General features: G+C 69.6%; 8 protein-coding genes. 6 read left to right on the top strand and 2 right to left on the bottom strand.

Going from position 1 to position 12,969, the window contains the following annotated elements; all coding sequences use genetic code 11:
- Nucleotides 1–105 precede the first annotated feature (105 nt).
- From F7Q96_RS05085 to bamE, 3 genes are all read left to right on the top strand, one after another.
- Nucleotides 106–1,947: an autotransporter assembly complex protein TamA gene (locus F7Q96_RS05085; RefSeq protein ID WP_151022200.1), complete on the top strand. Its 1,842-nt coding sequence runs from the start codon at nucleotides 106–108 to the stop codon at nucleotides 1,945–1,947.
- Nucleotides 1,948–2,047: 100 nt separating this feature from the next.
- On the top strand, nucleotides 2,048–6,349 hold the full coding sequence (locus tag F7Q96_RS05080) for a translocation/assembly module TamB domain-containing protein (protein WP_151022198.1): 4,302 nt from the start codon (nucleotides 2,048–2,050) through the stop codon (nucleotides 6,347–6,349).
- A 64-nt stretch (nucleotides 6,350–6,413) separates the two neighbouring features.
- Nucleotides 6,414–6,962 (top strand): outer membrane protein assembly factor BamE domain-containing protein, encoded by a 549-nt coding sequence (bamE, locus tag F7Q96_RS05075; protein WP_006578135.1) that lies wholly within the window; start codon nucleotides 6,414–6,416, stop codon nucleotides 6,960–6,962.
- 109 nt (nucleotides 6,963–7,071) lie between these two features.
- Here bamE and metG read toward each other — a convergent pair whose 3' ends face one another.
- Together metG and F7Q96_RS05065 are read right to left on the bottom strand one after the other, a co-directional pair.
- Nucleotides 7,072–9,156, bottom strand: a complete 2,085-nt coding sequence (gene metG, locus F7Q96_RS05070) for a methionine--tRNA ligase (protein ID WP_053821143.1) — start codon at nucleotides 9,154–9,156, stop codon at nucleotides 7,072–7,074.
- Between the two features lie 274 nt (nucleotides 9,157–9,430).
- Entirely contained in the window at nucleotides 9,431–10,063 is a 633-nt protein-coding gene (locus F7Q96_RS05065; RefSeq protein WP_023263915.1) for an OmpA family protein, read from the bottom strand.
- 366 nt (nucleotides 10,064–10,429) lie between these two features.
- Here F7Q96_RS05065 and apbC point away from each other — a divergent pair, with 366 nt between their 5' ends.
- From apbC to F7Q96_RS27020, 3 genes are all read left to right on the top strand, one after another.
- Nucleotides 10,430–11,518 carry an iron-sulfur cluster carrier protein ApbC gene (gene apbC / locus F7Q96_RS05060; RefSeq protein WP_053821144.1) on the top strand — a complete coding sequence of 363 codons (1,089 nt, stop codon included), beginning with the start codon at nucleotides 10,430–10,432 and terminating at the stop codon, nucleotides 11,516–11,518.
- Nucleotides 11,519–11,520: 2 nt separating this feature from the next.
- Nucleotides 11,521–12,051, top strand: a complete 531-nt coding sequence (locus F7Q96_RS05055) for a DUF3305 domain-containing protein (RefSeq protein WP_053821145.1) — start codon at nucleotides 11,521–11,523, stop codon at nucleotides 12,049–12,051.
- A gap of 126 nt (nucleotides 12,052–12,177) precedes the next feature.
- A complete protein-coding gene (locus tag F7Q96_RS27020) occupies nucleotides 12,178–12,870 on the top strand; it encodes a DUF3306 domain-containing protein (protein ID WP_211923501.1) in 693 nt (230 codons plus the stop codon).
- Nucleotides 12,871–12,969: the final 99 nt, after the last annotated feature.

Genomic DNA, 12,969 nt, shown 5'->3' with positions numbered 1-12,969 from the left:
CTTTGCCGGCCCCGGGCGCTCGGGGTTTGCGGATCGGGCGGCCGGGTGTGGTCAAATAGCGACTTTGCCGGATCGCAACGACGGATGATATTGGACCTCGGGATCATGCGCCTCGGATTCCGCCGCCCCCGGGCCTGCGGCGCGGCGGCGCCCGCGCCCTCGCCGGCCTCGCGGCGGCTGGCCCCGATACTGGCATTCCCGCTGCTGGCATTCCCGCTGGTGCTGCTGTTCGCCATGCTGCCGGCGCCGGTCCAGGCGGCCTACCGGGTCCAGGTGGAGGCGCCCGAGCCGCTGAAGGACATCCTGGAAGAGCATCTGGACCTGGTCCGCTATCGCGAACGCGCCGACCTGGGCGAGGACCAGATCGCCTACATGATCGAGACGGTCGGCGACCAGGTCCGGGCCTTTGCCGCCACCGAAGGCTGGTTCGATCCGCAGACCACCACCCGCGTCGAGGGCAGCGGCGACAGCCGCGTGATCCACGTGACGGTCGACCCGGGCGCGCGCACGCTGATCCGCGCGGTCGATGTCGATGTGCGCGGGCCGGCCGCCACGCGCTCGCCCGAGCAGGTCGCCGCGATGCGGGAGAAGTGGGGCCTGCCGGTCGGCGAGCCGTTCCGCCAGTCCGACTGGGACAAGGCCAAGGAGGACGCGCTGGTCGAGCTGCAGAGCAACGCCTACTACGGCGCCAGGCTGGCTGCCTCGCAGGCGCGCATCGAGCCCGAGGAGCGCGCCGCCGATCTGAGCGCGAGCTATGACAGCGGCCCCGCCTACCGGATGGGCGCGCTGACGGTGCGCGGCACCCGCCGCTATCCCGAGCAGATCGTCCACAACGTCAATCCGCTGTACGTCGGCGAACCCTACCGTGTCGAGCGGCTGCTGGAACTGCAGCGCGCAATCCAGAACCAGCCATATTTCTCCAATGTCCAGGTCGAGCTCGGCGATCCGGTCGCCGATGCCGACGGCAACGGCGAGACGGTGACCGCGCCGGTCAATGTGCGGGTGCGCGAGTATCCGGTTCATCGGATCGTTTCCGGCGTCGGCTACAACACCGATACCGGCGCGCAGGTCGAGGGGCGCTACGCCTATTACAACCTGTTCAACCGCGCCTGGATCTTCGATTCGCAGGCCCGCATCGAGCAGAAGCGCCAGTACGCCTTCGCCGAGATCGCGATGCCGCCGGACAGCAAGACCTATCGCAACAGCGTCTACGGCAGCTACGAGCGCACCACCGACATCGAGAACACCGATACCCGGAGCTGGCGCACCGGCGTGCGCCGCTCCCGCACGCGCGAGCGCTACGACACCGCGCTGTCGCTGGACTTCTACTACGACGACCTGCGGCCCTACGATCAGCCGCGCCAGCTGAGCAAGGCGCTGGTGCCGCAATATGCGTGGACCCGGCGCGATGTCGACAACCCGGTGTTCCCGCGCCGCGGCAATATCATCAACACGCAGGTCGGCGCGGCGGTCGAGGGCTTGCTGACCGACCAGACCTTCGTCCGCCTCTACGGCCGCATCCGGCAATACATTCCGGTGCGCACGCGCGACCTGATCGTGGCCCGGCTCGAGCTCGGGGCGGACCTGACCAGCGGCAGCGCCGACAAGATCCCGGCCACGCTGCGCTTCCGCGCCGGCGGTACCGATTCGATCCGCGGCTACGGCTACCAGTCGATCGGCACGCGGCGGGGCGCCAGCGTGCTGCCGGCCAAGTACCTGGCCACCACCAGCCTGGAGTACCAGTACTGGTTCAAGCCCGACTGGGGCGCGGCGATCTTCTGGGACGCCGGCACCGCCACCAACAACCTCGACGGCGTGCGCATCTACCACGGTGTCGGCATCGGCGCGCGCTGGCGCAGCCCGGTCGGGCCGGTCCAGCTCGACGTCGGCTACGGCATCCAGGAGCGGCAATTCCGGCCGCATATCTCGCTGGGAGTGGCATTCTGATGGCGATGCGTCCTCCGTGCCGGCCGGCACCGGTGCATCTGCCGAGCGCCCGGATCGCATCGCTCGCCACCGTCCCTGCCGCCTTCCCGAGCCCCGGCGCATGAGCACGCCCGACCTGCCTTCCGTTCCCGCCCGCGGCAGCGAGCCGCCGCGCGCGCCGCAGCCGCGGCGCCGGCGCTGGCTGCGCGTGTTCGGCATCGTGCTGCTCGCGCTGGTGGCGCTGATCGTGCTGCTGGCGGTGGCGCTCGGCGCGGCGCTGCGCACCGAGCGCGGCTCGCGCGAGTTGTGGTCGCTGGCGACGCGGCTGTCCGCCGGCGTGCTGGCCGGCCAGTATCAGGGCGGCACCTTCGCGCACGGACTTCAGCTGCGCGACGTGGTATTTGCGCAGGGCGATACCCGGGTCGGCGTCGACCGCCTCGACGGCAGCTGGTCGCTGGCCTGGCATCTCGGGCCCGGCCGGGCGCGGCTGCATGTGGCCGCGCTGCGGCTGGGCAACGTCGACGTCCGGCTGCCCCCGTCCGAGGACAAGCCCGACCAGCCGCCGCCGACCTTGCCCGATTCGCTGTCGCTGCCGCTGGCGATCGACGTCGATGCGCTGACGCTGGCGCGGCTGTCGATCCTGCGCGGGCCCGAGGCGACCGCATCGCCGCTGGTGTTTTCCGATCTGTCGGCCGCGCTGCATACGGACGGCAGCCGGCATCGGCTGACCGTCGATCGCCTGGTGACGCCCTACGGCAAGCTGTCGGCCAACGCGCAGCTTGCCGGCGACGCGCCGTTCGCGCTGAATGGCGAGGCGCTGCTCGAAGGCGAATGGCAGAAGGAGGCCTACAACGTCAGCGCGCGCGCCGACGGCACGCTGCAGGCGCTGCGTGCCGATATCGAGGCGAGCGGCGACCGGCTGCGCGGCCGCGGCGAGGTCGAGCTGACGCCGTTCGGGCCGGTGCCGTTCACGCGCCTGCGGGTCGATGGCGAGCGCATCAATCCCAGGCTGTTCAATCCAGCCGCGCCGCAGGCGAACCTGTCGGTGCACGCCGAACTGCGGCCGGTGGACCGCAGCGGCGGCGCAGCGGCGCCCGCTGCGCCCGGGGCCGCGTCCGCGCCGGCCAATGTTCCGGCAGGGTCGGCGCCTTCGGCTCCTGCGGCCAGTGTTCCGGCAGCGCCGGCGCCCTCGGCCCCTCGGGCCAGTGTTCCTGCAACGTCTGTGCCCTCGGCCCCTGCGGCCAGCGTTCCGGCGGCGTCGGCCCCGCAACCATGGCCCTCGGCGGCACCGGCCGCCGCGCCGCTGACCGTGGCCGGCGAAGTGTCCATCCGCAATCACGAGCCTGGACCGCTCGACGCGGAGCGGCTGCCGGTGCAGTCGCTGCGCGCCACGGTCGAGTTGAGCGAGGCCGCCCAGCATGTCCGCGACCTGCGCGTGGCGCTGGCCGGCAATGGGGAGATCGCCGGCAGCGGTTCGCTGCGCGAGGGCCGCGGCGGCTTCGATCTGGACGTGCGCCGGCTCGATCCGCATGCGCTGCACGGCAAGCTGCGCAGCGCGCGGCTGGCCGGCCCGGTGATCGTGCGGCTCGAGCCCGGCCGCCAGAGCGTGGCGCTGGACCTGGGCGGCGGCGAGCTCAAGCTGTTCGCCGACGCGCGCATCGACGCCGATGCGGTGACGCTGGCCGCGCTGCGCCTGGGCGTCGCGCAGGGAAGCCTGCACGCCGAGGGCAGGCTCGGACTGAAAGAGCAGCAGCCGTTCAGCTTCAAGGGCCGCATCACCGATCTTGACCCGGCGCGGCTCGCCAGCGTCGCCAAGGGGCGCATCAACGCGAACATCGACGCCTCCGGCACGCTGGCCGGCGAGCCGCGCGTGGCGGCGGACTTTTCCGTCGGCGACAGCGAATACGCGGGGCTGCCGATGACCGGCGGCGGCAAGGTCCGGCTGGCCGGCCAGCGGCTGCTGCCGAGCGAGGCGACGCTGTCGATGGCGGGCAACCGCGCCGACCTGCGCGGCAGCTTCGGTGCGCGCGGCGACCGCATGACGGTGGCCGTCGACGCGCCGCAGCTCGACCGCCTGAAGTTCGGCGTGGGCGGCACGCTCAAGCTCGACGCCCAGGTCAGCGGCACCTGGCAACGGCCCGAGGTCACCGCGACCTACGATGCGCGCGCGCTGTCGATGGGCCCGCATCGGGTCGACAGCGCCAGCGGCAACGCCGATCTGCGCGGCGGCATCGACGGGCCGCTGCGACTTCGGCTCGATGCGCGCGGCTATCGCGGCCCGCAACTGACGATCGGCACGCTGCAGGCAAGCCTGGACGGCACCCAGGCCAGGCACAGCTTCCGCGTCCAGGGCGAGGGCCGCGTGCGGCGCCGGCCGCTGCAACTGCAGGCCGCCGGGCAGGGCAGCTGGAAGAACGGCACCTGGACCGGCACGCTCGATACGCTGGAGGAGCGCAGCACCGTCGAACTGCGCCTGCTGACGCCGGTGGCCGTCAGCGCCGGCTCGCAGCGGCTGACGCTGGGCGCCACCCGCTTGCAGCTGGAGCGCTCGACCATCGTGCTGGACAGCCTCGACTGGGACCGCGGCCGCATCCGCTCCAGGGGCCAGCTCAGCGGCCTGCAGGTCGGCCATCTGCTGGAACTGGCCGAGATCTTCACCGGCGAGGCGCCGCCGCTGCGTTCGGACCTGGTGCTCGATGGCGAATGGAACCTGAATCTGGCCGAAACCGCGGCCGGCTTTGCCGAACTGCGCCGCCGCAGCGGCGACCTGTCGGTCAATGCGGGCCGCGGCTTTACCACGATGGGACTGGGCCAGACCGTGCTGCGCGCCGAGGCCGCCGGCAACCGCCTGCAGCTGCGCGGCAGCGTGGTGTCGTCGCGCCTGGGCAACGCGAAGGTCGACGCATTCGCCGGGCTGATGCCGGAGCAAGGCGTGCTGACGGTGACGCCGGCCTCGGCGCTGGGCGGCCAGGTTTCCTTCGACGTGCCGCGCCTCAAGGCGCTGGAGGCGCTGACCGGACCGCAGTACGCGTTCGAGGGCCGGCTGGCGGCGGCGATGCAGCTGGCCGGCACGGTAGGGGCGCCGGTGCTGACCGGCACGGTCAACGGCGACGATCTGGGCGTCACGCTGTACGACCTCGGGATCCGGCTGACCGATGGCATCGTCCGCATCGTGCTCGACCGCAACGTGATCGAGCTGCGGCAGGTGCGATTCCGCGGCGGCGACGGCACGCTGACCGCCAGCGGCAATGTGCGGCTGGGCGAGGCCGACCCGACGCTGCGCGCGCGCATCGTCGCCGAGCGGCTCGAACTGTTCGCCAGCCCGGAGCGCACGCTGGTGGTGTCGGGCAATGCCGATATGGCCAACGAGAACCGGCAGTTCGTGATCCGCGGCAAGTTCCGCGTCGACCGCGGACTGTTCGACCTGCCCAAGGCCGGCGCGCCGGTGCTCGGCGACGACGTGGTGATCGTGCGCAAGTCCGACCGGCGTGCCGAGCGCGACGTGCGTACCGCCGCCACGCCGGCGGTGCCCGAGTCGCAGCCGACCAGCCGCTTCGCCCCGGTGATCGACCTGTCGGTCGACCTCGGCGACCGCTTCCGCTTCCGCGGCGCGGGTGCGGATTTGCTGCTGGCCGGACGCCTGGGCGTCAACAGCGAGCCCTTGACGCCGCTGCGCGTCACCGGCACCGTGCGGGTGGTCGACGGCACCTACGAAGCCTTCGGCCGCCGTCTGCAGATCACGCGCGGCATCGTCAATTTCAACGGCCCGGTCGGCAATCCGAACCTGAATATCCGCGCGATGCGGCTGAACCAGGAAGTCGAGGCGGGGGTCGAGGTCACCGGCACGGTACGGTTGCCGCGGGTGCGGCTGGTGTCCGAGCCCAATGTTCCAGACGAGGACAAGCTGTCATGGCTGATGTTCGGTTACGGCGCCGAGAGCGCAGCGGCGGGGCAGCAACAGCAGTTGAGCGGCGGTGCGCTGGGCGGCGCGGCGCTCGGCATGCTGGGCTCGAAGGCGGGCAAGGGCATCGTGCAGCGATTCGGCATCGACGAGTTCTCGATCGGCCCCAGCACGGCGGGCCTCAGCGATCAGCAGGTGGTCAGCGTCGGCAAGGCCGTCAGCGAGAAGATCTCGGTCGGCTACGAGCAGAGCCTGACCTCGGCGGCCAACGTCGCCAAGCTGACCTGGGCGTTCTCGCGGCGCTGGTCGCTGATCGCGCGCGGCGGCTCGATCAACGGGCTGTCGCTGCTGTTCAACCGCCGCTTCGACAGCTGGAGCCAGCTGTTTTCAGGATCGACAACACGGCGCGAGGGCGCCAGGAGGGAGCAGGATGCAAGCACCGGAAGCACCGACGGGGACGCCGACAATCCGCCCACGCCACCCACGGCACCGGAAGGGCCTGCCGAGGCCATCAAGCGATGACGGCGGCCATGGTCCGGGCAGCGGCGTGGGCAGCGGCCGCCGGTCCGCGCGCGGGATCGCAGCGATGGGACTGATCGCTTCGGTGCTGGCGCTGTTCGGCTGCGACCAGCGCAAGGTCGACGAGGCGCTGAACAAGGCGGGCGATGCCGCGCGCTCGGCCTGGCAAACGATCCAGCCCGACAGCCAGTTGTTCAAGGGGATCGAGCCCGGCGTCTCCAGCGAGGACGACGTCCGCCGCCAGGCCGGCAAGCCCGAGATCGTATGGGAAGAGGAAAACGGCGCGCGCCGTCTCGAGTATCCGCGCGGGCCCGAGGGCGCGACCACCTGGATGGTGACGATCGGTGCCGATGGCAAGGTCGGCGCGATCGAGCAGGTGCTGACCGCGGAGAACTTCCAGCGCGTGCGCGCCGGCATGAGCCAGGACAGCGTCCGCCGCATGCTGGGCAAGCCGACCAAGATCGAGGCCTTCCGCCTGAAGCAGGAGACCGTGTGGGGCTACCGCTGGTGGGAGACCTCGCAGGACAAGGCCTTCTTCAACGTGCACTTCGGCACGGACGGGCTCGTCACGCATACCTCGCGCAGCGACGATCCGTCGAAGGTGCAGGGCGGCTGACCGAGGTCTGCCGCCCCCGCGCAGGCGGGGGCCCAGCGCCTTTCCACGAGCGCCTGATCAGGCACTGGGTCCCCGGCTGCGCGGGGACGACAGGTCGATGCGCTGCTGCTCAGCGAATCCGCATGCCGGGCACCGCGCCCGCATGCGGTTCGAGGATGTAGAGGCCCGGCGCCGCCTTCTCGTCGGCCGCCGAGGCCGCCAGCACCATGCCTTCGGACAGGCCGAACTTCATCTTGCGCGGCGCCAGGTTGGCGACCACCACGGTCAGCTTGCCGACCAGCTGCTCCGGCTGGTAGGCCGACTGGATGCCCGAGAACACGTTGCGGGTCTTGCCCTCGCCCAGGTCCAGCGTCAGCTGCAGCAGCTTGTTCGAGCCCTCGACCTTGCGGCATTCGACGATGCGCGCGACGCGCAGGTCGACCTTGGCGAAGTCGTCGATCGTGATGGTGTCGGCGATCGGCTCGATGCCTGCGCCGGCCGCGCCATTGCCGGACCCGGCCTCGGTGCCGGCGGCTGGGGTGGCCTGCAGCGAATCGCGATTGGCCGCCAGCAGCGCGTCGATCTGCTTGGCGTCGACCCGGGTCATCAGGTGCGAGTACGGCTTGATCGGGCTGGCGCTGCTCAGCTGGCGGTCAATCGCGCGCCAGTCCAGCGGCTCGACATTGAGGAAGGCCTCGACGCCGGCCGCGACGTTCGGCACCACCGGCTTCAGATAGACGGTCAGCAGCCGGAACGCTTCCAGCGAGACCGAGCAGGCCGCGTGCAGGGCCGGCCGTTTCGCGTCGTCCTTGGCCAGTTCCCACGGCTTCTCGGCATCGACGAAGGCGTTGACGGCGTCGGTCAGCTCCATCACCAGGCGCAGCGCCTTGCTGTATTCGCGGCCCTCGTACAGCTGCGCGATCTGCGGCGCGGCCTGGCGCAGCTGCTCCAGCAGCGGGTGCGACAGCGCGGCGTCGTCGACGCGGCCGTCGAAGCGCTTGACCAGGAAGCCCGCGGCCCGGCTCGCGATATTGACGTACTTGCCGATCAGATCGCTGTTGACCCGCGAGACGAAGTCGTCCAGGTTCAGGTCCAGGTCTTCCATGCTGGCGTTAAGCTTGGCGGCGAAGTAGTAGCGCAGCCATTCCGGGTTCATGCCGGTGTCGATATAGCTCTGCGCGGTGATGAAGGTGCCGCGCGACTTGCTCATCTTGGCGCCATCGACGGTCAGGAAGCCGTGCGCGAACACATTGGTCGGCGTGCGGTAGCCCGAGAAGCGCAGCATCGCCGGCCAGAACAGCGTGTGGAAGTACAGGATGTCCTTGCCGATGAAGTGGTATTGCTCGGCGGTCGAATGCGGGCCGACCCAGGCGTCGAAGTCGATGCCCTTGCGTTCGCACAGGTTCTTGAAGCTGGCGTAGTAGCCGATCGGCGCGTCCAGCCAGACGTAGAAGAACTTGCCCGGCGCGCCGGGGATCTCGAAGCCGAAGTAGGGCGCGTCGCGCGAGATGTCCCAGTCCGACAGCGTGGAGGCCTCGCCGTCGCTGCCCAGCCACTCCTGCATCTTGTTGCTGGCCTCGGGCTGGGCCAGGTCGGCCACCCACTCGCGCAGGAAGCTCTCGCAGCGCGGGTCGGACAGCTTGAAGAAATAGTGGGTCGAGGACTTGCGCACCGGCGTCGCGCCCGACACCACCGAGTACGGATTCTTCAGGTCGGTCGGCACGTAGGTGGTGCCGCAGACCTCGCAGGAGTCGCCGTATTGGTCCTTGGCGCCGCACTTCGGGCACTCGCCCTTGATGAAGCGGTCCGGCAGGAACATGTTCTTGACCGGGTCGTAGAACTGCTCGACCTCGCGCTCGGCGATCAGGTCCTCGGCCTTCAGCGCCAGGTAGATCTTCTCGCACAGCAGCCGGTTCTCCTCGGAGTCGGTGCTGTAGTAGTTGTCGAACGACACCAGGAAGCTGTCGAAATCGCGCTTGTGCTCGTTCCAGACGCGGTCGATCAGCTGCTTCGGGGTGATGCCTTCCTTCTCCGCGCGCAGCATCACCGGCGTGCCGTGCGTATCGTCGGCGCCCACGTAATAGACCTCGTTGCCCATCATGCGCTGGAAGCGGACCCAGATATCGGTCTGGATGTATTCCACCAGGTGGCCGATATGGATCTGGCCGTTGGCGTAAGGCAGGGCAGATGTGACGAGGATGCGACGTGCTGTCATGGGGAATGCCGGTCGGGAAGCGGTTGGATATCGGTGTTCCGCTGCGCGGGCGGGCCGGCGCGGAAAACCGCCATTCTAGCAAGCGGGGCAGGCGGCCACCGGCGGCGCCGGTACGGACGCCGTTGCGGACCGCGCGGCCAAAAAAAAAGCGCCGGTCAGAGCCGGCGCAGCTTTCCACAACGGAAAAGGAGGAGAAATCAGGTACCGCCCGGGAGGTCAGCCACCCATCGCGAGCCAGCAACGGTGGCAAGCGGTACCTGTTTCTATGACTCCATCATCCTTGAATTGGTTTCAAAAAAATTTCGACCCGGCGATTCTGGGCCCGGCCGGCCTCGGTGGCGTTGTCCGCAATCGGCTGGGACTGGCCCCGGCCTTCGGCGCTGAGCCGGTTGCGCGCGACGCCGCGGTCGCCCAGGTAGCCGGCCACGCTCTGGGCGCGGCGCTGGGACAGCTGCATGTTGTAGGTCGGGTTGCCGGTGCTGTCGGTATGGCCGATCACCGTGGCGTTGACGTCCTGATGCTGGCTCAGCGTCTGGGCGACCTGGTCCAGCACCGAACGGAACGACGGCTTGATGGTGGCGCTGTCGGTATCGAACGTCACCTGGCTGGGGATATTGACCTTCAGCGAGCCGTCCGGCTGCTCGGTGATCTGGGTGCCCGTGCCCGCGGTATCGCGGCTCAGCTTGCCGCGGATCGCGTTCCAGTTGTAGCCCAGCGCACCGCCCGCGGCCGCGCCGACGGCGGCGCCGATCACGGTGCCCTTGGTATTGCCGCCGATCAGGTTGCCCAGGCCGGCGCCCACCGCCGCGCCCGCGCCGGTACCGACGGCGGTGTGCGTACCCTGCTCGGTCGCACAGCCGGCGGCCAGTGCGGCGACGATCGAAAGGCTGACGAGCTTGAGTTTCATGCTTTCTCCTTCTGTCGATTGTTGTGCTTCAACTGCGGCTGCCTGCGCCCCGGGTTGGGGCATTGTGACGCACTGGCCTAATTGCGCCAGCAGCTTCCAAAAAATGCAAGCGTCAAGTGGCGTTGCAGGCAGCCTTGTGGCCCTGCCAAAGTCCCTGACCGGATCCTGGGCGAGCCGACGTATCGGGGCACTACAATAGGGAGATGCCGCCCCGTGCACAAGCGCGACGCTGTGAAAGTTGTAAGCGCGTGTAATCCCTTGTACACCGCAGGGGTAATCGAGCCCTTCCGGCCGGTTGCCGAGCCGCGGGGCCACTCTTTGATACAGTACGCGCCTTCCCCCACATATCAAGTAGCGGAGATTGTCTTGAGCCTTACCGTTGACCAGGTTACCGAAGCCCTGCGTGCCGTGATCGATCCCAACACGGGCAAGGATCTGGTGAGCACGCGCTCCGCCCGCAATATCCGTGTCGATGGCGGCGATGTCTCGCTCGACGTCGAACTCGGCTATCCGGCCAAGAGCCAGCTCGACCCGATCCGCAAGCTGGTGATCGCGGCGCTGCGCGCCCTGCCGGGCGTCACCAATGTCAGCGTGACCGTGACGATGCATATCGTCGCCCACGCGGTTCAGCGCGGCGTCAAGCTGCTGCCCGGCGTCAAGAACGTGATCGCGGTCGCGTCCGGCAAGGGCGGCGTCGGCAAGTCGACCACCGCCGTCAACCTGGCGCTGGCGCTGGCGGCCGAGGGCGCGCGCGTCGGCATGCTGGATGCCGACATCTATGGCCCGAGCCTGCCGATGATGCTGGGCATCGACGGCCGCCCCGAATCCGCCGACGGCCAGACCATGGAGCCGCTGGAAGGCCACGGCCTGCAGGCCAATTCGATCGGCTTCCTGATCGAGCAGGACAATCCGATGGTCTGGCGCGGTCCGATGGTGACCTCGGCGCTGGAGCAGCTGTTGCGGCAGACCAACTGGCACGAGCTGGACTACCTGATCGTCGACATGCCGCCGGGCACCGGCGACATCCAGTTGACGCTGTCGCAGAAGGTGCCGGTGACCGGGGCGGTGATCGTCACCACGCCGCAGGACATCGCGCTGCTGGACGCGCGCAAGGGCCTGAAGATGTTCGAGAAGGTCGGCATCCCGATCCTTGGCATCGTCGAGAACATGGCAGTCTACTGCTGCCCGAACTGCGGCCACGTCGAGCATATCTTCGGCGAGGGCGGCGGCGAGCGGATGTGCGAGCAGTATGGCGTCGACCTGCTGGGCAGCCTGCCGCTGAACCTGTCGATCCGCCAGCAGGCCGATTCCGGCCGGCCCACGGTGGTGGCCGAGCCCGACAGCCCGATCGCCGAGCTCTACCGGGGCATCGCCCGCAAGGTGGCGATCAAGGTCGCCGACAAGGCGCGCGACATGACCAGCAAGTTCCCCAGCATCGTCGTGCAGAACACCTGATCATGGAACCGATGCAGTCCGAAGTCCCGGCGCCGGCCGGCAGCCGTCCCGCGGTGACGATGGCGGTGGTGATGCGCAAGGTCGCGCTGGCCAGCCGCTGGCAACCCTGGAAATGGGAGCTCGAGGCGGTGGTGCCGGACCTCGGCGCATTCGGCGCCGAGCCGCACTGCCTGCACGAGGACGACCAGGGCGCGCGCTGGCTCTATCCCGGCTACCCGGTCGCGCTGTTCCGCGACGAAGCCGAGGGCTACTATCTGAACCTGAGCTCCACCGCGCCGTGCTGGTTCGTGCTGTGGCGCATGGACGAGTCGCTGCCGGAAGACCGGCGCCGGCCGCTGCCGGTGACCGTCTCGCTGTCGTACAACGAGGCCGGACGCTGGCTCGACGCCGGCGAGACGGTCGAGAACGTGCCGCTCGCGCCCGAACAGCTGGCCTGGCTGCAGGCCTATGTGGCCGAGCACTACCGGCCCGAGCCGAAGAAGCGGCGGCGGCCGGAGTCGTTCAAGTCGCCGCAGGACCGGGCGCGCTACTGAACGCACCACTGAACGCGCACCACTGAACGCACCACCGAACGCGCTGCCGAGCGCACCTCTGAACGTGCTACTGAAATCCGCGGTACGGATGTCGCTGACCGACCCTTTGCCGCCCGACTCTCCATCATGAGCGATTCGACCGAAACGTCCTTCCTGTCCCGCTGGTCGCGCCGCAAGGCCGCCGTGCGCGAGGGCAAGGCCGTGGCGGCCGAACCGGCGCCGCCGCCCGCCGCGCCGGTTGCCGTTCCGGCGAAGACCGATGCGCCGGCCGGTGCCGTCGTCCCCGAGGCCGAAGCGCCGCCTGCGCCGACGCTGGCCGACGTGGCGATGCTCAAGCCCGGCGACAGCGTGGCCCGCTTCGTCGCGCAGGGCGTCGACGAGACCGTCAAGCGTGCCGCGCTGAAAACGCTGTTCGCCGACCCGCATTTCAATGTGATGGACGGGCTCGACATCTATATCGACGACTACAGCAAGCCCGACCCGATTCCGCCGGATGTGCTGCGGCGCCTGCGCCAGTCCGAGACGCTGGGCCTGTTCGATCCGATCGAGCAAGCGCAAGAGGCCGGCACCGCAGCCGGCCCTCGGGACCTGGCTTCAGTCGACGACGCTCAAGCCCCGGCCGAATCGTCCGTTGATGTCCCCGAGGACGGCACCGGCGAGCCGGAAGGCAAGGGGCAGGCAGCCCCGGACGACGGCGCCGAGCACGGCATGCAGGCGCAGACCGGCGCGCAAGCCGGGGCGCAAACCGCACCCGCTCCGGCGGCCGATGTCGCCGCGGCCGTGCGGCATACCGGACCAGCTACGGACAAACCTGCGTAGCCCCGGCCCGGCCTCGGGCCTACAATGTCACTCCCCCACAAACCGCCGGCGCGGACCCGCTCGACAGAAGCGGACCGACAAGCCGGCCAGCTGTACCGA

It is taken from the genome of Cupriavidus gilardii (assembly GCF_008801915.1).
In the GTDB taxonomy this organism is placed as follows: Bacteria; Pseudomonadota; Gammaproteobacteria; order Burkholderiales; family Burkholderiaceae; genus Cupriavidus; species Cupriavidus gilardii.
This window is presented reverse-complemented; position numbering and strand designations above follow the sequence as displayed.

What these genes read in the sequence shown, in the direction of transcription:
- F7Q96_RS05085 (WP_151022200.1), top strand. Translation starts at nt 106, where the DNA reads ATGCGCCTCGGATTCCGCCGCCCCCGGGCCTGCGGCGCGGCGGCGCCC.
- F7Q96_RS05080 (WP_151022198.1), top strand. Translation starts at nt 2,048, where the DNA reads ATGAGCACGCCCGACCTGCCTTCCGTTCCCGCCCGCGGCAGCGAGCCG.
- bamE (WP_006578135.1), top strand. Translation starts at nt 6,414, where the DNA reads ATGGGACTGATCGCTTCGGTGCTGGCGCTGTTCGGCTGCGACCAGCGC.
- metG (WP_053821143.1), bottom strand. Translation starts at nt 9,156, where the DNA reads ATGACAGCACGTCGCATCCTCGTCACATCTGCCCTGCCTTACGCCAAC.
- F7Q96_RS05065 (WP_023263915.1), bottom strand. Translation starts at nt 10,063, where the DNA reads ATGAAACTCAAGCTCGTCAGCCTTTCGATCGTCGCCGCACTGGCCGCC.
- F7Q96_RS05055 (WP_053821145.1), top strand. Translation starts at nt 11,521, where the DNA reads ATGGAACCGATGCAGTCCGAAGTCCCGGCGCCGGCCGGCAGCCGTCCC.
- F7Q96_RS27020 (WP_211923501.1), top strand. Translation starts at nt 12,178, where the DNA reads ATGAGCGATTCGACCGAAACGTCCTTCCTGTCCCGCTGGTCGCGCCGC.